Here is a 19991-nt window from a genome sequence, read left to right as displayed (position 1 = left end):
GGGGGACCTTTCGGACGGGCGGGGTGCGGTGGGCGACAGGCCGGAATGAGGGCCGCACCGGTCCACCCGGCACCCCGGAGGGGCACCGGCCCGGGCACGCCGCAGCGCGGGCCCTTCGGGCTCGCGACGGCAGGACGGGAACGGGAGCGGCGCGGCGGAGCAGCGCGGGTCGGACCGGGACTTCGCAGGTCAGGTACGGACTTCCAGCAGCGGGACCAGCTGCTCCACGGATGTCATCGACCCGTGCATGCCGACCATCTTCGACTCACCGGGCTCACGCTCGCTCGCGATGATCACCATGTCGGCGTGGGCGGCGGCGACGACATCCCCGATCCGGCCACGTACCCGGTCGTCGATGTGCGGCCCGAACCAGCCCGCCGCGATGGCCTCGTCGCGGCTCGCCACCCACATCTGCTCGCCGACGACCTCCCGCCACACGGCGAGGACGTCGCCCGCGGCGCCCGGGTGGGCGTAGACGTGGCGGGCGCGGCCCTCGCCACCCAACAGGCGGACACCGGCGCGCAGTTCCCAGTCCTCGTCGAAGTCGATACGCGACTCCGGGTCGAAGGGGATGTCGATCATGCCGTGGTCGGCGGTGATGTACAGGGCGCTGCGCGGCGGGAGTTGCTCGGCGAGGCGCTCTGCGAGCCGGTCGACGTACATCAACTGGCCGCGCCAGGCGTCGGAGTCCACGCCGTAGCGGTGGCCGTTGCCGTCGACCTCGGCGTAGTACGTGTAGACCAGCGAGCGGTCGGCCGCGCCGAGTTGGGCGGCGGCGAGGTCCATGCGCTCCTCGCCGCTGAGGCGGCCGTGGAAGGTGCCGCCGCTCAGCGCGATCTTGGTCAGCGGGGTCTGCGCGAAGTGCGGCGCGGAGACCTGGCAGGTGTGCACGCCCGCGGCGTCGGCCAGCTGGAACACCGTCGGATACGGCTGCCAGGCGTACGGGTCGGTCCACGGCTGCCAGCGCAGCTGGTTCATCAGCGCGCCGGAGGACGGGTCCTCGCAGGTGTAGCCGGGCAGGCCGTGGGCGCCCGGCGGCAGGCCGGTGCCGACGGAGGCGAGCGAGGTGGCGGTGGTGGAGGGGAAACCGGCGGTGAGCGGGCGGCCGGTGCCGTTGCAGGAGGTGTCCAGGAGGGACGTCAGGAACGGCGCCTCGTCCGGGTGGGCGCGCAGCAGCTCCCAGCCGAGACCGTCGATGAGGAAGACGCAGGCCCGGTCGGCGGGGGCCAGCTCCATCGACGTCGGCGGGCCGGACACGCCCTGACCTGCGACGACGGCGGGCAGCAGATCGGCGAGCGAGCCGGTGCCGTAGCGGGGCGGCGGGGCGGTCAGCGGGTCGAGCGGCTCGGGCTCCGGCCAGGCGGGGGCGGTGTACCCCATCAGCGGGCGCTCGTGGTGGCCGCGGTGGCCTCGGAGAGCGCCTGCGCGAAGGTCAGCGTCTCGCGGACGGAGTCGGGGCCGTCACCGGCCTCGCTGACCCGCAGCGAGAGATCGTCGGCGGTGGAGGAGCCGGTGTAGCCGTGGTCCGCCTCGCAGTTGGGGTCGCCGCAGGTGGCGGGCTCCAGGTCGAGGCGGGCGACGGCGCCCCAGCCGATGGTGAGCACGACCTCGCGGGGCAGCTGGCCCGGGGTGTACGACTCCGGGTTGGCCACCACGCGGCTGAGCACCACCGAGGAGATCCGGCCGAGCTTCACGGACTCGGTGGAGGTCGTGGCGTACGGGGACGGGGAGGTGGCGTCGGCGGCCTGCTCGTCGGTGTGGCTGACGATGAAGCGGGTGTCGGTGAGGACGAGGACGGTCACATGGCGGCGGACCTCGTTGGCGTCGAAGGTCGTCTCCTGGTGCACCAGGTACGCCGCGACCGGCTCACCGCCGACGGCGGCCTGCACCGCCTCGGCCACGAGGGCCGGGTAGTAGCCGCTGCGCTCGATCGCCGCGCGCAGCCCCTGGGTCGTCGTACCGGTCTTAGCCATGTCCTCCATCTTACGGGCCCCCAAGGGGGCAGCAGGACGCCCGGGACGAGCCGGTCCGCGCCCGCGCCGGCGGGCCCGGCGCGGGTGGTCAGTAGACGGGCAGGCGGCGGGGGCCGAGGTCGGTGGTGGCGGGCGGACGGGCGAGGCGGACGGATGCCCCGAGGACGGACAGGCCGTGCGGGGCGACGACGACCGGCTCCAGATCGACGCCCACCACCTCGGGGTGGTCGTCGACCAGCCGGGAGACCCGCAGCAGCACATCGGCGAGCGCGGCGGTGTCGACCGGCTGGGAGCCGCGCCAGCCGAAGAGGAGCGGGGCGGCGCGGATCGACCGGATCTGGGCGTCGACATCGCGGTCGGTCGCGGGGATGAGGCGGTGCGCGATGTCGCCCAGCAGTTGGGAGGGGGCGCCCGCCAGGCCGAACGAGAGGACGGCACCGGCCGCCGGGTCGATGGCGGCGCGGACGACGGTGTCGACGCCGCGCGGCACCATCTTCTGCACCACGGGCACCAGCTCCTCCGGGGTACCGAGGGCCGCGGTCAGCTCGCCATAGGTGCGGCGCAGATCCTCCTCGTCGGCGATGTCGAGGCGGATGCCGCCGAGGTCGCTGCGGTGTCTGAGGTGGGGGGCGGTCGTCTTGAGGGCGACCGGGTAGCCGAGCCGGGCGGCAGCGCGGGCGGCGGCGTCCGGGCCGGGGGCGGGCAGCGACGGTTCGGTGGGGATGCCGTAGCGGGCGAGCAGGGCGGCGGCGTCCTCGGTGGGCAGCGGGACGGAGCGGCCGGCGGGCGGGTCGAGGCGGTCGAGCAGCCGCGCGATGTCGGCGCCGGCCGCGGCCTCCTCTATGTCGTCGTACGCGGGGACCCGGCCCGGCTCGGCGGCCTCCCGGCGCCAGGCGGCGTACCGGACGGCCTCGGCGAGGGCCCGGACCGCGCGCTCGGCGGCAGGATAGGCCGGGAGCGGGACGCGGGCGGCCGGGTACGGGGTGGCGGAATCCGCTCCAGGCTCCGGGCCCGCGAGGTCGCCGCCCGGGGCCGCGTCCTCGTCCCTCCCCGGAACGGCCGGGGCGGCCAGGGCCATGGCGAGCGCGTCCATGGCCAGGTGGGCGACGGCAACGGGTTTGGCGGGGCCCGTGGCGGCCGCCGAGCGCAGCGCCGTGGCCAGCTCCTCGGCCTCTCCCCGGGTGGTCGCCTCGCCCTCGCCGACCCAGGGGATCGCGGTGACGACGACCGCGTCGCAGCCCTCGCGCGCCAACTCCTCGGTGAGGGCGGTGTGGAAGTCGTGCGGGGACGCCGCGGAGGGCAGCACCCGGGGGCGGCGCGGACGCAGGCCCTCGGTCAGGCAGGCGTCGTAGGCGAGGAGGGAGAGCGCCTCGGAGTTGCCGAGGACGGCGACGCGGGCGCCCGTGGGGAGTGGCTGGGAGGCGAGCAGCAGCCCGGCGTCGAGGAGTTCGGTGACGGTGTCGACGCGGATGACCCCGGCCTGCCGCATCAGGGCGGCGACGGTGCTGTCCGGGATGCGGACGGTGGGAACCGTGTGGCCCAGGGGCGCGGTGCCGTGGTGGCGGGCGCCCTTGGCGACGACGACCGGTTTGACGGCGGCGGTGCGGCGGGCGAGGCGGGTGAACTTGCGGGGGTTGCCGATGGATTCGAGGTAGAGGATCGCGACGTCGGTGTCCGGATCGTCGTACCAGTACTGGAGCAGGTCGTTGCCGGAGGCGTCGGCGCGGTTGCCCGCGGAGACGAAGGTGGAGATCCCGGCGGGCGAGCCGTCGCCGGGGCCGCGCTCGTGCAATCCGCTGAGCAGGGCGATGCCGATCGCGCCGGACTGGGTGAAGAGCCCGATGCGGCCGGTGGCGGGCATCTCCGGGGCGAAGGAGGCGTTCAGCCGGACACCGGGGGCGGTGTTGATCAGGCCGAAGGCGTTCGGGCCGATCAGCCGCATACCGTACGAGCGGGTGCGGCGCAGCAGGGCGCGCTGGCGTTCGCGCCCCTCGGCGCCGGCCTCGGCGTACCCGGAGGAGAGGACCAGGACTCCCTGGACGCCGTGCTCCCCGCAGTCGTCGATCACCTCGGGGACGCGGTCGGCGGGGACGGCGATGACCGCGAGGTCGACCGGGCCGTCGATCTCCCGCAGCGAGCGGACGGCGGGCACGCCCTCGGGTTCGAGGCGGTCCGTCCCCTCGGGGAAGGCGTGGTTGACGGCATGGACGCGGCCGGTGAAGCCGGAGTCGAGGAGGTGGCGCAGCGCGGTGCGGCCGACGCCGCCGGGGGTGCGGCCGGTCCCGATGACGGCGACCGAGCCGGGGGCGAGGAGGCGCTGCATGGAGCGGGCCTCGGCGCGCTGCTCGCGGCCGCGCATCACGGCCATCGACTGCTCGGTCGGTTCGAGATCGAATTCCAGCCGGACGACGCCGTCCTCGAAGGTGCGCTGCTGGGTGTACCCGGCGTCCGTGAACACCTTGATCATCTTGGTGTTGGCGGGCAGCACCTCGGCGGCGAACCGGCGGATGCCGCGCTCCCGGGCGACGGCGGCGATGTGCTCCAGCAGCGCGGAGGCGACGCCGCGGCCCTGGTGGGCGTCCTGCACCAGGAAGGCGACCTCCGCCTGGTCGTCCCCCGGGTCCTTGGCCGGCAGGCCCCGGTGGTCGATCCGGTCGTAGCGGACGGTGGCGATGAACTCGCCGCCCACGGTGGCGGCGAGGCCGACCCGGTCGACGTAGTCGTGGTGGGTGAAGCGGTGCACGTCGCGGTCGGAGAGGCGGGGGTAGGGCGCGAAGAAGCGGTAGTACTTCGATTCGTCCGAGACCTGCTCGTAGAAGGAGACCAGGCGCTCGGCGTCGTCCGGGGTGATCGGGCGGATCCGGGCGGTGCCGCCGTCGCGCAGCACCACATCGGCTTCCCAGTGGCTCGGGTACGCATGATCCGGCGGCTGCTGCATGCGGACAGCGTACGACCGGCCACCGACAACCGGCCCGGTGCGCGCGGGGCCGGGTGCGAGGCGGGCCGCGGGTGGGCGAACGGTGGAGCCCGCGCGGCAGCGGCGGACCGGTCCGGACGTGGTGCGGAACACCGGAGGTGGGACTTCCGGAGCACCGGGGACCGCGTGAGAGACTGGTCTAGACAACTGTGACGACTCGAAGGGCAACACCATGGCTGAGCGCCGCGTCAATGTCGGTTGGGCCGAAGGGCTGCACGCCCGTCCCGCCTCGATCTTCGTCCGTGCGGCCACCGCCGCCGGCGTTCCCGTGACGATCGCCAAGGCCGACGGCAACCCCGTGAACGCGGCCTCGATGCTCGCGGTGCTGGGCCTGGGCGCCCAGGGCGGCGAGGAGATCGTGCTCGCCTCGGACGCCGAGGGTGCGGAGGCCGCGCTGGAGCGTCTGGCGAAGCTGGTCGCCGAGGGGCTCGACGAGCTGCCGGAGACCGTCTGAGCCGGGACTCCCCCGCCTCCCCGCAACCGGGGAAAGGCCCCGCCGCCCCGACCGGAACCGGTCACCGCGGCGGGGCCTTTCGCGTTCCCGGCGACGGAACGCCGCGCGCCGAAGCGCCGCACACTCCCCCGCCCGTAATTCCCGGCCCGTCTGCGCCGCACGGCCGAATAGTTGAATACACGCCACTCGGTGCGGCAATTCCCGGATGGCGTGTTTTATCGGAACCCGATTCCGCAATTTCCCGTACGAGGCCGACAGGATTCCGCCATGCTCCGGCCGTCCCGTTTCATCGCGCCTCTAGGAAGAACGCACACGCCCACTGCCGACGGGGCGCGGCACGGGGCGCGCCGCGGGCTGCCGGTGCCGCGGGCGGTAGGCCGGGAGTGACCGCGCCACGTGCGAGGCCATCAGGGCTCGTGCCGCCTCCGCGTCGCCGCGGGCCACCGCGTCCAGCACCGCGCCGTGGTCGTCCCAGGTCTCCGCGTACCGCGCCGGACGCTCGACGACGTACATCCACTCGATCTTCCGCCGCACCTGGGTCAGCAGCGCCGTCAGCCCCGGATTGCCCGCCGCCCGCGCCAGCGTCTCGTGGAACCAGCCGTCCAGACGGGGCAGGTCACCCGGGCAGTCGCGGCGGGCGCGCTCCCTGCCGAGCCGCACCACGCCCCGTAAGACCTTCAGTTGCGCATCGGTGCGGCGGGCCGCGGCGCGGGCGGCGCCCATCGGCTCCAGGAGGGCCCGCAGGTCCAGGAGGTCGGCCGCCTCCTGAGCGGTGGGCGCGGCGACGCAGGCGCCCGCGTGCCGCCGCGCGGTGACGAACCCCTCCGACTGCAGGGTCCGTAACGCCTCGCGGACCGGCACCCGGGAGACGCCGTACCGGGTGGCCAGAATGTCCTCGACGAGCCGGCTGCCGGGGATCAGCGTGCCGGAAACGATGTCGTCACGAATCGCCGTGGAGATGCGCTGCACGGAAATCTCGCCTTGCGTCATCGTGGGCACCTCCACCGTCCTCCCCGGAAAACGCCGGTGCACGGCGCCTTTTCCGTGACTCTATTCGACGGTGTCGACTCCTTTACCGCCTTCACACATTCATGGAAATCTTTTGGTGAGTGCGTTCCCCGGCCCCCGGGAAATCCGGCCATCCGCCGTACGGCACCGGACACGACAGAGCCCCGGACACCCTGTCAGGGCGGTCCGGGGCTCCGGGAAGTGCGGGGTCAGACGTTGATGCCGTGCGCGCGCAGGTAGGCGATCGGGTCGATGTCCGAGCCGTAGTCGGGGCCGGTACGGGCCTCGAAGTGCAGGTGCGGGCCGGTGACGTTGCCGGTCGCGCCGGACAGCGCGATCTGCTGACCGGGCATCACCTGCTGGCCGACCGAGACACCGATCTGCGACAGGTGGCCGTACTGGGTGTACGTACCGTCGTTCATCTTGATGACGATGTTGTTGCCGTACGCACCGCCCCAGCCGGCCTCGACGACGGTGCCCGCGCCGACGGCGTGCACGGTGGTGCCGGTGGCGGCGTGGAAGTCGATACCGGTGTGGGTGCCGGAGGACCACAGTCCGCTGGACGCCTTGTAGGCGGTGGAGACGTACGAGCCGGCGATCGGGGCGACGAAGGCGTTGAGGCGCTTGCGCTCCTCCTCGCGGGCCGCGCGGACCTCGGCCTCGTGCCGCTTGTCGGCCGCCGCCTTGGCGGCCTGGGCCTGCTTCACCGCGTCGGCCTCGGCCTTCGCCTTGGCCTCGGCCGTCTCGGCGACGGCCTGCTGCGCATCGGCCTGGGCCTGGACGCGCTCGGCGAGTTCGTCGCCGAGGACGACGGCCCGCTGCAGACCCGTGTCGTGCCCGGCACCGGAGGTGGCGGCCATCGCGGGAGAGGAGACGGAGGCGACGACGCCGGATGCGGCGAGACCGGCGATGCCGGCGATGTTGCGGGTCGTCCGGGCGCTGCGGCTCGGACGGCGGTGCTTCCCGGTGGCACGGGTGAACGCCATGTGCTGGCTGGTCCTTTCCTTCCTTCTCGCCTACCGGGTTAGCTGACGGGTTCGGAGCAGGAAGGTCTCCTACGGGTTCCTCCGGAGAGGTACCCGATTCACCCCAGGGGACGTGTGGGTCCCCGGCTCCCCTGGCTCGCGCCGTACGGGGACTCGGCGATGACTGTCCGGTGCCGCGGTTGCGGCCTGCTGCTGGCGGACAGCGCGCTTGACGCTAATCGCGGCAACTTTCAATCGGCAAACAGAAACGCGTTTTTGTGCGTTACGCCACACCGGGACGAGGGAACCGGAAGCTGACATTCCACAGCACAAAGGGGATCCCGAGGGCACTTCGCCACCCCGGGATCCCCTTCTGCCCTACTGTGCCGGGCCGCCGGAACAGCCCGGCCGGGGCCACCGCCCCACGGTTCGTCAGCCGCTGACGACCGTCACCTCGCCGATGCCCAGCGCCCGGACCGGCTCGGCGATCTGCGCCGCGTCACCGACCAGCACCGTCACCAGCCGGTCGGCCGGGAACGCGCTGACCACGGCGGCGGTCGCCTCGACCGTGCCGGTCTCGGCCAGCCGCGCGTACAGCTGCGCCTGGTAGTCGTCCGGCAGATGCTGCTCCACCTGGTCGGCGAGGGTGCCCGCGACCGCTGCCGCCGTCTCGTACTTCAGCGGCGCGACGCCGACGAGGTTCTGCACCGCCACGTCCCGCTCGGCGTCGGTCAGCCCCTCCGCCGCGAGGGTGCGCAGCACCTTCCACAGGTCGTCGAGGGCCGGGCCGGTGGACTCGGTGTCGACCGAACCGCTGATCGCCAGCATCGAGGCGCCGGTGGGCCCCCCGGGCGCGTCCGGCGCCGACGACCGCAGCACCTGACCGAAGGCCCGCACCCCGTAGGTGTAGCCCTTCTCCTCACGCAGCACGCGGTCCAGACGCGACGTCAGGGTGCCGCCCAGGCAGTACGTACCGAGGACCTGTGCGGGCCACTGACGGTCGTGGCGGTCGGCGCCGATCCGCCCGATGAGCAGCTGCGTCTGCACCGCGCCGGGGCGGTCGACGATCACGACGCGGCCGGTGTCGTCCGCGGTGATCGGCGTGACGGCGACCGGCTCGGCGGCCGGCCCCTGCCAGGCGCCCAGCGTGTCGGCGAGCGCCGCGTCCACGTCGATGCCGGTGAAGTCGCCGACGATCACGACGGTGGCCGCCGCGGGCCGCACATGGGCGTCGTAGAACGCCCGGACGGCCGCCGCGTCGATATGTCCGACGGTCTCCTCGGTGCCCTGCCGGGGCCGCGACATCCGCGACGACGCGGGGAAGAGCTCCTTGGACAGCGCCATCGCGGCGCGGCGCCCCGGGTTGGCCAGCTCGTGCGGGATCTCGTCGAGACGGTTACGCACCAGGCGCTCCACCTCGCCCTCGGGGAAGGCGGGGGCGCGCAGCGCGTCGGCGAGCAGCCCCAGGGCGCGCGACAGCCGGGAGGCGGGGACCTCCAGGGAGACGCGGACACCGGGGTGGTCGGCGTGGGCGTCCAACGTGGCGCCGCAGCGCTCCAGTTCGGCGGCGAACTCCTCGGCGTCGTGCCGGTCGGTGCCCTCCGACAGCGCCCGCGCCATGATCGTGGCGACGCCGTCCAGACCCTCCGGCTCGGTCTCCAGCGGCGCGACGATGTCGACCTCGACGGCGACGACCTGCTGGCCGGGGCGGTGGCTGCGCAACACCGTCAGGCCGTTGGGCAGCGCACCGCGCTCGGGCGCCGGGAAGGCCCACGGCCTGGGCGCCCCGCCCCGGGGCTGCGGGTGGAAGGTCATCTCGCTCATGGCCAGGTCCTCGCGGGTGGTGGCGTCGCTCACCGGTCCGCCTCCTCGTCGTTGTCGGCGCTGTCGTCGGCGGCGGTCGGCTCGTACACGAGCACCGCGCGGTTGTCGGGGCGCAGCCGGGCCTGGGCGACGGCCTGCACCTCCTCGGGCGTGATGTCCAGAACACGCCCCACGGCGGTCAGCGCCAGCTGCGGGTCACCGAACAGGACGGCGTAGCGGCACAGTTCGTCGGCGCGACCGCTGACCGTCGCGAGGCGGTCCAGCCACTCGCGCTCCAGCTGGGCCTGCGCCCGCTCCATCTCCTCCGGGGTCGGCCCCTCGGCGGCGAACCGGGCCAGCTCCTCGTCGACGGCGCTCTCGATGTCCGCGACCTCGACGCCACCGGACGTCTTGACGTCCAGCCAGCCCAGGGACGGCGCGCCGGCCAGCCGCAGCAGACCGAACCCGGCGGCGACGGCGGAGCGGTCGCGGCGCACCAGGCGGTTGTAGAGGCGCGAGGACTCGCCGCCGCCCAGGACGGTCAGCGCGAGATCGGCGGCGTCCGCCTCCCGGGTGCCGTCGTGCGGCAGCCGGTAGGCCGCCATCAGGGCACGCGAGGGCACCTCCTCCTCGACGACCTCCCGCAGCTGGCCGCCGATCGTCTCCGGCAGCTCGCCGCTGCGCGGCGGCTGCTTGCCGTCGTGCGAGGGAATCGACCCGAAGTACTTCTCGATCCAGGCGAGCGTCTGCTCGGGGTCGATGTCGCCGACCACCGACAGGACGGCGTTGTTCGGCGCGTAGTAGGTGCGGAAGAACGCCCGCGCGTCCTCCAGGGACGCCGCGTCCAGATCGGCCATCGACCCGATCGGCGTGTGGTGGTACGGGTGGCCCTCCGGGTACGCCATGGCCGTCAGCTTCTCGAAGGCCGTGCCGTAGGGGACGTTGTCGTACCGCTGGCGGCGTTCGTTCTTGACGACGTCGCGCTGGTTCTCCAGCGAATCCTCGTCGAGCGCGGTCAGGAGGGAGCCCATCCGGTCCGCCTCCAGCCAGAGCGCCAGCTCCAGCTCATGGGCGGGCATGGTCTCGAAGTAGTTGGTGCGCTCGAAGCTCGTGGTGCCGTTCAGCGACCCGCCGGCGCCCTGCACCAGCTCGAAGTGACCGTTCCCCTTGACCTGCGCGGACCCCTGGAACATCAGGTGCTCGAAGAGGTGGGCCAGACCCGTACGGCCCTTGACCTCGTGACGGGAGCCGACGTCGTACCAGAGGCAGACCGCTGCCACCGGTGTCAGAGGGTCTACCGAGAGCACCACGCGCAGGCCGTTGGCCAGCCGGTGCTCGGTCGCTGTCAGGCCGCCGGAGCCGGCTTTTTCTGTGGCCGTGTGACCCATGGGCATGTACGTCCCTTCGATCCGCTTGCGAGGAAGTCCTGTCACTGTATGCAACCGCGTCGGCATCTGGCGAAGTTCCCGTCCGACCACCCCCGTACGAGCGTCCGGAGGCGCGCCACGGCCCCCTGGAGGGGAGTCGCGTCCGGCGTTGTCGGTGGGGCGGTCCACAATGGTCCGCGTCGGAGTCAGCAGACTCACCGGTCGATCCCCCGCCGGTCGGACCGGCAGCTGTTCACCAACGGCTGGTCGACCCACACATCGGCAGTAGACGCAGCAGAAGGAGCCGCAGCCGCGATGGCCCGCCGCAGCACGAAGACCCCGCCGCCGGACGACTTCGAGGAGAGGATCCTCGACATCGACGTCGTCGACGAGATGCAGGGTTCCTTCCTCGAGTACGCGTATTCGGTCATCTACTCCCGCGCCCTGCCGGACGCGCGGGACGGCATGAAGCCCGTGCAGCGCCGCATCCTCTACCAGATGAACGAGATGGGCCTGCGCCCCGACCGCGGCTACGTCAAGTGCGCCCGCGTCGTCGGCGAGGTCATGGGTAAGCTCCACCCCCACGGCGACGCCTCCATCTACGACGCCCTGGTGCGCATGGCGCAGCCCTTCTCGATGCGGCTGCCCCTGGTGGACGGCCACGGCAACTTCGGCTCGCTCGGCAACGACGACCCGCCCGCCGCGATGCGGTACACCGAGTGCCGGATGGCGTCCCCGTCGTCCCTGATGACGGAGTCGATCGACGAGGACACCGTCGACTTCGCGCCGAACTACGACGGTCAGGAGCAGGAGCCGGTCACCCTCCCCGCCGCATACCCGAATCTCCTGGTCAACGGCGCGTCCGGGATCGCCGTCGGCATGGCGACGAACATGCCGCCGCACAACCTCGGCGAGGTCATCGCCGCCGCGCGCCACCTCATCAAGCACCCCAACGCCGACCTCGAAACGCTGATGCGGTTCGTACCGGGCCCCGATCTGCCCACCGGTGGCCGGATCGTGGGGCTGGGCGGGGTGCGCGACGCGTACGAGAAGGGCCGCGGCACCTTCAAGATCCGCGCCACGGTGGCGGTCGAGAACGTCACCGCGCGCCGTAAGGGCCTGGTCGTCACCGAACTGCCCTTCAGCGTCGGTCCCGAGAAGGTCATCTCGAAGATCAAGGACCTGGTCGGCTCGAAGAAGCTGCAGGGCATCGCCGACGTCAAGGACCTCACCGACCGCGAACACGGTCTGCGTCTGGTCATCGAGATCAAGAACGGCTTCAACCCGGAAGCCGTCCTGGAGCAGCTCTACAAGCTGACGCCGATGGAGGAGTCCTTCGGCATCAACAACGTCGCCCTCGTCGACGGCCAGCCGCTCACCCTGGGCCTCAAGGAGCTGCTGGAGGTCTATGTCGACCACCGCTTCGAGGTCGTACGGCGGCGCAGCGAATTTCGCCGCGGCAAGCGCCGCGACCGGCTCCACCTGGTGGAGGGCCTGCTCACCGCCCTTGTCGACATCGACGAGGTCATCCGCCTGATCCGCTCCAGCGAGAACAGCGCGCAGGCCAAGGAGCGGCTGATCGAGCGCTTCTCCCTCAGCGACATCCAGACGCAGTACATCCTGGACACGCCGCTGCGCCGGCTCACCAAGTTCGACCGCATCGAGCTGGAGTCGGAGCGCGACACGCTGCGCAAGGAGATCGAGCAGCTGACCCGCATCCTGGATTCGGACGCCGAGCTGCGCAAACTGGTCTCCGGCGAACTCGCCGCCGTCGCCAAGAAGTACGGCACCGAGCGCCGCACGGTGCTGCTGGAGTCCGCCGGCACCTCGGTCGCCGCGGTGCCGCTGGAGGTCTCCGACGACCCGTGCCGGGTGCTGCTGTCGTCGACGGGCCTGCTGGCCCGGACGGTCGGCGGGGACACTCCGTTCGACGCCGATGCCAAGCGCGTCAAGCACGACGTCATCGTCTCCGCCGTACCCGCGACCACGCGCGGTGAGGTCGGTGCGGTGACCTCGACGGGACGGCTGCTGCGGCTGCCGGTGATCGATCTGCCGCAGCTCCCCGAGACGGCGGCCGCCCCCAGTCTCGCCGGCGGCGCGCAACTGTCGGAGTTCCTGACCTTGCAGGACGACGAGACGTTGATCTGTCTGACCACACTCGACGAGTCCTCGCCCGGCCTCGCACTCGGTACGGAACAGGGCATCGTCAAACGCGTGGTGCCCGACTACCCGGCGCACAAGGACGAGTTGGAGGTCATCACCCTCAAGGAGGGTGACCGCATCGTCGGCGCCGCGGAACTGCGCACCGGTGAGGAGGACCTGGTCTTCATCACCGACGAGGCGCAACTGCTGCGGTACCCGGCCTCGCAGGTCCGGCCGCAGGGCCGCCCGGCGGGCGGTATGGCAGGCGTCAAGCTCAGCGCGGGGGCCAAGGTGCTCTCCTTCGCCGCCGTCGACCCGGCCGCCGACGCGGCGGTCTTCACCGTCGCCGGTTCCCACGGCATGCTCGACGACTCGGTGGCGACGGCCAAGCTCACCCCGTTCGACCAGTACCCGCGCAAGGGCCGCGCCACCGGCGGCGTCCGCTGCCAGCGCTTCCTGAAGGGCGAGGACTGTCTCACCTTCGCCTGGGCGGGCGCGGCCCCCGCCCGCGCCGCCGACGCCAAGGGCGCCCCGGCCCCCCTCCCGGAGCCGGACCCGCGACGCGACGGCTCCGGCGTACCGCTGGCGAAGCAGGTGACGGCGGTGGCGGGGCCGGTGTAGCGGCACCGTCACGGCCGACGGGCCGACTGCTGTCTGCGGCGTTGGGGCAGCAGCGACGTTGAGCTGAGCCGACAGTCACGTTGAAGGGGCGCTCCCGCATCGGGTGGGATGGGGGGCGCCCCTTGTGCTGTGTGGGCAGGGCGGCGGGGCGGGGGGGGGAGAGAGGCGGGCGGGTCATCGCCGTTGTCCCTGGGCTGCTGGGGCTTCGTGGTCGGCGTTATGCCCCTTGACCGTCCTGGTCATCGCGATCGGCTACGTAACGCAGGACGCCCCACATGGCGCGCTCCAGGAGGTCGTCGTCGTGGGAGGACGTGGGGTGGTGTGGTGCCGCGTCTTGGGGTGATGTTGCGCCCTGGGGTGGTTGGTTGGGCGCGGGTGTGGCGTGAGGGGGCGGTGCGGTGACAGTCACCGCTTCCGTCATCCTGCACGCGCTCAACTCACTCTGCAGTGACTCAGCATCGATACCGCTACCGATGAGAACGAGCTGCGTGCAACGTTCCTCACCGCGCTCCCAGGACGTCGGGTAGAAGCGGAGAAAGTCGCCCACCGCATGCACCCCGAACTTCTGCCTGCTTCCCGGGACATCGAAGTGCACGAACCCCTTGATGCGGTACAGACCTGCCGGGCGACTGTCGAGGAAGTCCATCAGCCGACGCGGGTGCATGGCGATGGACGAAATGAACTCCACGCTCTGGTAGCCACTGTGCAGATGCTGTCCGCGGCAGTCGCCCGAGCATGGTTCACCGTCGGCGTGGCAATGCCCCTCGTGAGGCTGCAACTGTCGCTGGTCCTCGGGCGACGCGTCATACGCACGCGTACTGCCGTCTCGGGCAACCACCAGCTCAGGTTGAGGATGGTGACTGTCACGCGGTGCCGCACCCGACTGGTAATCACTCTGCGAACCAATACGCGTGACCGCCTCCTCGTCGCGACGGCGCGCAGCACGGTAGTCGGCCGTTTCGCGCAGCAGGTCTTCGAATGACAGCTGCTTCACCGCAGGGTCACAGTCATCTCCCGGCCCGCGGTCGAAGAACATCTCCGGGTCGATACGTCCGTATGCCGCGCAGATCACGGGCCGCCCCGGCGCCAGCTCACTCAAGGTGGTGGTGAGCCGTCGGCGCTGTTCGTCACCGATGCGGTCAGCCTTGTTGAGAACGACGAGGTCGGCGATGCCCACATGCCGGTCGAGTTCAGGATGGCGACTGCGCGTTGCATCGAATTCGGCGGCATCGACGACCTCGACCAGGCCGCCATAGACGATCCGCGTGTTCTCGCTGGCGAGGATCATGCGGATGAGTTCCTGGGGCTCGGCCAGGCCGCTGGCCTCGATGACGATGACGTCGATACGGGCTGCGGGCCGTGCGAGACGCTCCAGGTACTCGTCCAGCTCACTGGTATCGACCGCGCAGCACAGGCATCCGTTACCGAGCGAAACCATCGAGTCCACCTGGCCGGCGACCGTCATCGCATCAATCTCGATGCTCCCGAAATCGTTGACAACGGCGCCGATGCGCGTGCCGTCCCCTGCCGCCAGGAGATGGTTGAGCAACGTGGTCTTGCCCGATCCCAGAAAGCCGGCGAGGACGACGACCGGAATCTGCTGCGTGGCCAAGGGGGCGCCTCCATGGTTCGGAGGCCGGACCGCGACACGGTGGCGGACTGAGCGGACCGGCGGAAATCAGGCTGCCGATCGTAACGGACCCCGCACTGCGCCCAGGTGACGCACCTCGACCGACGAAGCGAAGCGGTCCGCATCCGCCGTCATCAGCCGAGCCGTCTGCCGCCCACGCCTTCTCCCACAACCAGCAGCAAGGCAAGCGGGGTGGGAAACCCAGCCCCCAGCAGAATCCAATCCCGCAGGCCAAACCAGAGCACTAGTTCCCATGACCGCGGTTGCCTACGGCCTGAAGCTGCGGTGCTCCCCGCCTTGAGGGACACCGCCTCAGTCACTACTGGCGGGAGGGAACGACGCTCCCCCGTCCCTGATATCTGCCGCTGAGTCTCACAGGACTACAGCCGAGTCTCCAGAGAGCTCTGAGCACCGTGCCACCCCGAGGCCACCCCGCGCCCTCCCAGCCCTACCGTCGTCCTGTCCGCCGGGACCGCCCGGTGCCCTTTCGCCCCGGTCCACCGGCAGGTCGCGCAGCCCCGCGCGGCCCCGTCGTGGCAGCAGACTTCCTGCGATGCCTCCGAACATCGCCCGTCGCCCGGTGGGGACGGCAGTCGCTCATGTGCCCGTCGCGCGGCTCACCACCTGCGTCTCCTCCTCCAGCATCCGCAGCCCGCTCCCCCGCCAGCACGTTGTCCGGGTCACCCTCCACCTCAGGCAGGTTAGGCTTACCTTCGTGAGCACCTGCACTCTTGCTTCCCGCGAAGGCGCCGAGCCCCTCGCCGGAACCGCGGCCACCGCCCGAACCTGGCTGCTCATCGAGCAGCCGGGCCCGTGGGGAGCCGAGGCGCTGACGAACAGCCACCTCGACCCGGACCTCGGACGAGCCTTGAAGGCTGCTACCGACGGGACCGGCGTCCGCGTTGCGCTGATCCGCCGCCCCGGCCCGTACAGCAGGAGAGGCTCCATGCTCCGGCGCCGTGCGTTCCTCGCCCATACCGCACCGGGCCGCTCCTGGATCCGCACCACCACGCTCGCCGATCCGAAGAGCCTGCTCCGGCTGGGCTTCACCGCCGCGGGCGCCGGTCATCACGATGGGCTCTGGGACGCCTACGCCGGCCCCCCTCTCGTCCTGGTCTGCACGAACGGCAAGCGGGACCGGTGCTGCGCCGTCCTGGGGCGCCCTCTCGCCGCCGACCTCGCGAAGAGCGGCACCGAGGCATGGGAGGTCACCCACATCGGTGGGCACCGCTTTGCGCCCACCCTTGTCGTGCTGCCCTACGGGTACGCCTACGGTCGTGCCTCGGCCGACCTGGTCAGGCACGCCATCGAGGCGGCCGGCGACGGCCGGATCCTGCTCGACCACTGCCGAGGACGCTCCACCTGGGACCGCCCCGCCCAGGCCGCCGACCTCGCCGTCCGGGCCATGCTCGGTGAGCACCGTGCGGACGCACTCGACGTCGTACGGACCGACGCGGTGCGGACCGAAACGGCGCGAGCCGACCACCCGGCCGCCCCGCGAGCCACCGCTTCGGAAACCCTCCCCGCCTGGTCCATTACCGTCTCCCATTCCGACGGCCGTCTGTGGCGGGTGCTGGTCGAACAACGGACCGATGGTGCTCCTGCGCCCGCGAGCTGTGGCTCGTTGCTCGGCCCACCTGCGCGTATGGCCGTTACGGCCATCACTCGCCTCAGCAGCGACTCGCCCACGGGCCTGGGGAGCAGTCGCCTCGTCGCGGCGTCCTGACGTACTTACGGCAACAGGACGCCGGGCCTGCCTGCGAGCAGTTCCCCTCACCTCCTGGGCTGGAACGGCCCCCCGTTGACTCCCCTTTGTGGAAGGCCCCGCCCGGAAGGTCAAGGCCACCGCGACGGCGATGCCGATTCCGAGCACGGGCCACACCAGGTACCCCCTTCGCCCACCACCCGGAATGGGCAGGGTCCCCCGCGTAGCACAGTCCCGCGTTACTGCATTCATCCCTTGTCTCCCCCGCTCGCTGCGTCGCGCGCAACAACATCAGACGCTTCACGGCCTTCTCCCTCCAGGCCAAGCTGTTCCGGTGTCGCCCGCCCTCACTTCGCGAGGTTAGGACTGAACGATCCGCGGTTGAAAGCCCTGTGGATAACTCCGCCGAACCAGCTCCCGACCACCCAGTACTCCCCTCTGTCATCGCATAAGCACCAGCCGTATACAGGCCCGGTTCGCACTGCAAGGGATTACCGAGGCGGCAGCGCCCGCCCTTAATGTTCATCCAAATGGGTGACCCGGAAAGACCAAGGTTTCCGATCCCGAGCGCTGAGAAGCCCTCGGGTCACACCGTCCTGCCGCCCAAGTCATCAGGTGCCGAAGGCCACCACTGCACACCCCCGCCGGGGGCCGATACGCATCGCAGGCCGATGTCGTACCGGTCAAGACGAGCCACCACCGCATGCGCCGCAGTCGCCCACTACTGGTGGCGACCACGCCTCCACTGGCCGCGTCGCGTCTTCGCTCAAGTTCTGCTGATGCAGTTGGCCATTGCCACCGGTGTGACAGCACTCGCCACCGGACTTTTCCTCGCCCCGCTCAGCGCGGAACTCGACAACCAGGCGATGCGCCGCGCCCTGTCCATCGCCCAGACCACCGCTGCCGAGCCTCGACTGGACAACGCGCTGGAGAACTCACGCCCCACGCGCCACGGCCCCGTCCAGCGGGCAGCCGAGCGAATCCGCAACGCCACCGGTGCCGAGTATGTAGTGGTCATGAACAGGCACGGTGTGCGCTGGTCCCACACCGACCCGAACGAGATCGGACGGCGCGTCTCCACCGACCCCAGTCTGGCCCTCGCAGGCCACGAGGTCATGGAGATCGACGACGGAATCCTCGGCCGATCGGCCCGCGGCAAGGTACCGCTTCGCAACGACGAGAAGGAGATCATCGGCGCCGTCTCCGTGGGCATCGCCTACGAGAGCGTGCACGAACGGCTTCTCTCCACCGTCCCGCAACTGCTCGCTTATGCGGGCGGCGCCCTGGCAGTAGGAGCACTCGCTGCCTATCTGGTAGCCCGTCGCTTGCAACGTCGTACGCATGACCTGGCGTTCTCTGACATTTCCGCCCTGCTCAGCGAACGGGAAGCAATGCTGCACGGCATCCGGGAGGGAGTCCTCGCCCTCGACAGAAACGGGCGGATCCGCCTGCTGAACGACGAGGCACAGCGGCTGCTGGACCTGCCGTCCGAGGCCACCGGGAAGGCAGCGGATGCTGCTCTCCCTCCTGGCCGCACGGCGGATGTACTGACCGGCCGCGTGTCCGGAGCGGATCTACTGGCCGTCAGCGGTCAACGCGTCCTCGTGGTCAACCGGATGCCCACCGACGATGGCGGGGCAGTGGTCACACTGCGGGACCGAACGGAACTGGAGCGGCTGGGGCGCGAACTGGACGGCACCCGCGGCCTTATCGACGCACTGCGCGCCCAGGATCACGAACATGCCAACCAACTCCACACGCTGCTCGGCCTGCTGGAGCTAGGACTTCACGAGGAGGCCAGCTCCTTCATCCAGCATGCAGTCGGTGCCCATCGAGCAACGGCCGAGCAAGTCACGGAGCGCATTCACGATCCGCTTGTGGCGTCTCTTCTTGTCGGTAAAGCGACTATGGCTGCCGAACGCGGCGTCTCGCTCACCTTCTCTTCCGGCACTCACCTCCCCGACCGCCTCATCGATCCCCACAGCTTGGTCACCATTCTCGGCAACCTGGTCGACAACGCCCTGGATGCCACAGCCGCGGTGCCCGACCCGCAACTGGAAGTGCAGCTCCACGCGGACGGGCGGACAGCGGTCATCCGCGTCAGCGACAACGGTCCCGGCGTCCCGACGACTCACCACGCCTCGGTCTTCACCGAGGGGTGGACGACGAAGGAAGCACCGCCTCATGGCCAGCGTGGCATCAGCCTGGCGCTGGTGCGGAGACTGGCCGAACGCTACGGCGGCACCGCGATGGTCGGCGAACGCCCCGAAGGCGGTGCTGTCTTCACGGTCACGCTCCCCGATGCGTTGTCCGACGAGTTGCCCGAGGGACGCTCAGCTGTTCCAAGGGCAGCAGCCGATGCCCCATGGCGTGACGGCACCGCTACGAATGCGTTCCCCGACGAGGCGACAGGAGCCAATCAGTGATCAATGTCGTCGTGGTGGACGATGACGTTCACGTAGCGAAGATCAACGCCGCCTACGTCGGCAAAGTGCCAGGATTCCATGTCAGTTGCCTCGCCCATACGACAGCCCAGGCACACGAAGCGCTGCGCACCCACGCGGTCGACCTGATCCTCCTGGACCACTACCTCCCCGATGGGACGGGGCTGCAACTGGTGAGCAGCCTACGGAGCCGCGGCATTCCGACAGACGTCATCATGGTGACCGCGGCGCGTGACATCGCGACGGTTCAAGCGGCCATGCGTCACGGCGCTCTGCAGTACCTCGTCAAACCGTTCACGTTCGCCGGCCTGCGCTCCAAGTTGGAGGGATACGCCGCCTTGCGTCGAACTTTCGAGGGCGGCGGCCAGGCCGAGCAGTCAGAGGTGGACCGGATCTTCGGAGCGCTGGGGTCAGCCGGCAGGATTGCGACAGAGCAGCTGCCGAAGGGCCACTCCGCCGCCACAGCCGACCGTGTGCGCACCGTCCTCCGTACCTCCGGTGCGCCCTTGTCCGCTCAGGATGTTGCGGTACGAGCCGGACTCAGTCGGCAGACGGCGCAGCGCTATCTGAAGCTCCTGGAGCGGGCAGGACGCGTTCGCCTGACTCTCCGATACGGTGAGACCGGGCGCCCCGAGCATCGCTATGCGTGGGTATGAAGACGTGGTCCAGGCCGCACCGGCGCCGGTCAGGGACCGTACTTCGATCTCCGCGTATGGGGCATCATCAGCGAGCTCGTCAGAAGTAACCATCCCAAACCCCCTGACAGAAAACCCAGAGGGATCGATACGACGCCAGGGTCCTCCAAGGCGAAGAGGCGAAAGCCGCCCCTGGGGAAGACCGCGTCGGGCTGCCCACGGCCACCGACGCTACGGAACGTCCGCCTCCGACGGATCAGCCCGCGA

The 19991-nt window shown here is 70.9% G+C and carries 13 protein-coding genes, 1 pseudogene and 1 riboswitch; of the genes and pseudogenes, 5 read left to right on the top strand and 9 right to left on the bottom strand.

The window, feature by feature from the left end:
• Window positions 1–189: 189 nt before the first annotated feature.
• The 3 genes from ACZ4U4_RS04820 to ACZ4U4_RS04810 all read right to left on the bottom strand — a co-directional run bounded on the left by ACZ4U4_RS04820 (window position 190) and on the right by ACZ4U4_RS04810 (window position 4911).
• Window positions 190–1380 (bottom strand): alkaline phosphatase family protein, encoded by a 1191-nt coding sequence (locus ACZ4U4_RS04820; protein ID WP_467869015.1) that lies wholly within the window; start codon window positions 1378–1380, stop codon window positions 190–192.
• Complete coding sequence (locus ACZ4U4_RS04815; RefSeq protein ID WP_030285252.1) at window positions 1380–1973, bottom strand: DUF5998 family protein; 594 nt, start codon at window positions 1971–1973, stop codon at window positions 1380–1382. Before ACZ4U4_RS04815 ends, ACZ4U4_RS04820 begins: the two co-directional genes overlap by 1 nt.
• 88 nt (window positions 1974–2061) lie before the next feature.
• Window positions 2062–4911, bottom strand: coding sequence for a bifunctional acetate--CoA ligase family protein/GNAT family N-acetyltransferase (locus ACZ4U4_RS04810; protein ID WP_467869014.1), 2850 nt, complete (start codon window positions 4909–4911; stop codon window positions 2062–2064).
• 211 nt (window positions 4912–5122) lie between these two features.
• On the opposite strand from ACZ4U4_RS04810, the gene ACZ4U4_RS04805 reads away from it, so the two are divergent.
• Window positions 5123–5404 (top strand): HPr family phosphocarrier protein, encoded by a 282-nt coding sequence (locus ACZ4U4_RS04805; RefSeq protein ID WP_030285249.1) that lies wholly within the window; start codon window positions 5123–5125, stop codon window positions 5402–5404.
• A gap of 297 nt (window positions 5405–5701) precedes the next feature.
• Here the strand turns inward: ACZ4U4_RS04805 and ACZ4U4_RS04800 are convergent, their stop codons facing one another.
• The 4 genes from ACZ4U4_RS04800 to ACZ4U4_RS04785 form a co-directional block, all read right to left on the bottom strand.
• Window positions 5702–6394: a GntR family transcriptional regulator gene (locus tag ACZ4U4_RS04800; RefSeq protein ID WP_467869013.1), complete on the bottom strand. Its 693-nt coding sequence runs from the start codon at window positions 6392–6394 to the stop codon at window positions 5702–5704.
• Between the two features lie 227 nt (window positions 6395–6621).
• Complete coding sequence (locus tag ACZ4U4_RS04795) at window positions 6622–7398, bottom strand: M23 family metallopeptidase (RefSeq protein WP_467869012.1); 777 nt, start codon at window positions 7396–7398, stop codon at window positions 6622–6624.
• 12 nt (window positions 7399–7410) lie between these two features.
• Window positions 7411–7567: riboswitch (cyclic di-AMP (ydaO/yuaA leader) on the bottom strand.
• Window positions 7568–7809: 242 nt separating this feature from the next.
• The gene (locus tag ACZ4U4_RS04790; protein ID WP_467869761.1) at window positions 7810–9192 is read right to left on the bottom strand and encodes a M16 family metallopeptidase; all 1383 of its coding nucleotides are present in this window, start codon (window positions 9190–9192) and stop codon (window positions 7810–7812) included.
• A 38-nt stretch (window positions 9193–9230) separates the two neighbouring features.
• The gene (locus ACZ4U4_RS04785; RefSeq protein WP_467869759.1) at window positions 9231–10568 is read right to left on the bottom strand and encodes a M16 family metallopeptidase; all 1338 of its coding nucleotides are present in this window, start codon (window positions 10566–10568) and stop codon (window positions 9231–9233) included.
• Between the two features lie 294 nt (window positions 10569–10862).
• Between ACZ4U4_RS04785 and ACZ4U4_RS04780 the strand changes: the two genes are divergently transcribed.
• The gene (locus ACZ4U4_RS04780) at window positions 10863–13310 is read left to right on the top strand and encodes a DNA gyrase/topoisomerase IV subunit A (RefSeq protein WP_467869011.1); all 2448 of its coding nucleotides are present in this window, start codon (window positions 10863–10865) and stop codon (window positions 13308–13310) included.
• A 217-nt stretch (window positions 13311–13527) separates the two neighbouring features.
• Here ACZ4U4_RS04780 and ACZ4U4_RS04775 read toward each other — a convergent pair whose 3' ends face one another.
• Window positions 13528–14922: a CobW family GTP-binding protein gene (locus ACZ4U4_RS04775; RefSeq protein ID WP_467869010.1), complete on the bottom strand. Its 1395-nt coding sequence runs from the start codon at window positions 14920–14922 to the stop codon at window positions 13528–13530.
• 733 nt (window positions 14923–15655) lie between these two features.
• On the opposite strand from ACZ4U4_RS04775, the gene ACZ4U4_RS04770 reads away from it, so the two are divergent.
• From ACZ4U4_RS04770 to ACZ4U4_RS04760, 3 genes are all read left to right on the top strand, one after another.
• Entirely contained in the window at window positions 15656–16666 is a 1011-nt protein-coding gene (locus ACZ4U4_RS04770; RefSeq protein ID WP_467869009.1) for a sucrase ferredoxin, read from the top strand.
• Between the two features lie 758 nt (window positions 16667–17424).
• Window positions 17425–19071, top strand: a complete 1647-nt coding sequence (locus ACZ4U4_RS04765; RefSeq protein ID WP_467869008.1) for an ATP-binding protein — start codon at window positions 17425–17427, stop codon at window positions 19069–19071.
• Window positions 19068–19745: a DUF7342 family protein gene (locus tag ACZ4U4_RS04760; RefSeq protein WP_467869007.1), complete on the top strand. Its 678-nt coding sequence runs from the start codon at window positions 19068–19070 to the stop codon at window positions 19743–19745. Before ACZ4U4_RS04765 ends, ACZ4U4_RS04760 begins: the two co-directional genes overlap by 4 nt.
• A 12-nt stretch (window positions 19746–19757) precedes the next feature.
• Here ACZ4U4_RS04760 and ACZ4U4_RS04755 read toward each other — a convergent pair.
• Window positions 19758–19942, bottom strand: a pseudogene (locus ACZ4U4_RS04755) (cation acetate symporter); the annotation flags it as partial.
• Window positions 19943–19991 lie beyond the last annotated feature (49 nt).

It is taken from the genome of Streptomyces sp. NPDC029159, assembly GCF_055564055.1.
Note: the sequence above shows the minus strand (reverse complement) of the source record. Positions and strands in the feature narration are given on the sequence as shown.

Bases quoted from the DNA above. Each gene is read 5' to 3' on its own strand.
- ACZ4U4_RS04780 (WP_467869011.1), top strand. From the start codon at position 10,863: ATGGCCCGCCGCAGCACGAAGACCCCGCCGCCGGACGACTTCGAGGAG.
- ACZ4U4_RS04805 (WP_030285249.1), top strand. From the start codon at position 5,123: ATGGCTGAGCGCCGCGTCAATGTCGGTTGGGCCGAAGGGCTGCACGCC.
- ACZ4U4_RS04795 (WP_467869012.1), bottom strand. From the start codon at position 7,398: ATGGCGTTCACCCGTGCCACCGGGAAGCACCGCCGTCCGAGCCGCAGC.
- ACZ4U4_RS04820 (WP_467869015.1), bottom strand. From the start codon at position 1,380: ATGGGGTACACCGCCCCCGCCTGGCCGGAGCCCGAGCCGCTCGACCCG.
- ACZ4U4_RS04800 (WP_467869013.1), bottom strand. From the start codon at position 6,394: ATGACGCAAGGCGAGATTTCCGTGCAGCGCATCTCCACGGCGATTCGT.
- ACZ4U4_RS04815 (WP_030285252.1), bottom strand. From the start codon at position 1,973: ATGGCTAAGACCGGTACGACGACCCAGGGGCTGCGCGCGGCGATCGAG.
- ACZ4U4_RS04790 (WP_467869761.1), bottom strand. From the start codon at position 9,192: ATGACCTTCCACCCGCAGCCCCGGGGCGGGGCGCCCAGGCCGTGGGCC.
- ACZ4U4_RS04810 (WP_467869014.1), bottom strand. From the start codon at position 4,911: ATGCAGCAGCCGCCGGATCATGCGTACCCGAGCCACTGGGAAGCCGAT.
- ACZ4U4_RS04785 (WP_467869759.1), bottom strand. From the start codon at position 10,568: ATGGGTCACACGGCCACAGAAAAAGCCGGCTCCGGCGGCCTGACAGCG.
- ACZ4U4_RS04765 (WP_467869008.1), top strand. From the start codon at position 17,425: ATGCAGTTGGCCATTGCCACCGGTGTGACAGCACTCGCCACCGGACTT.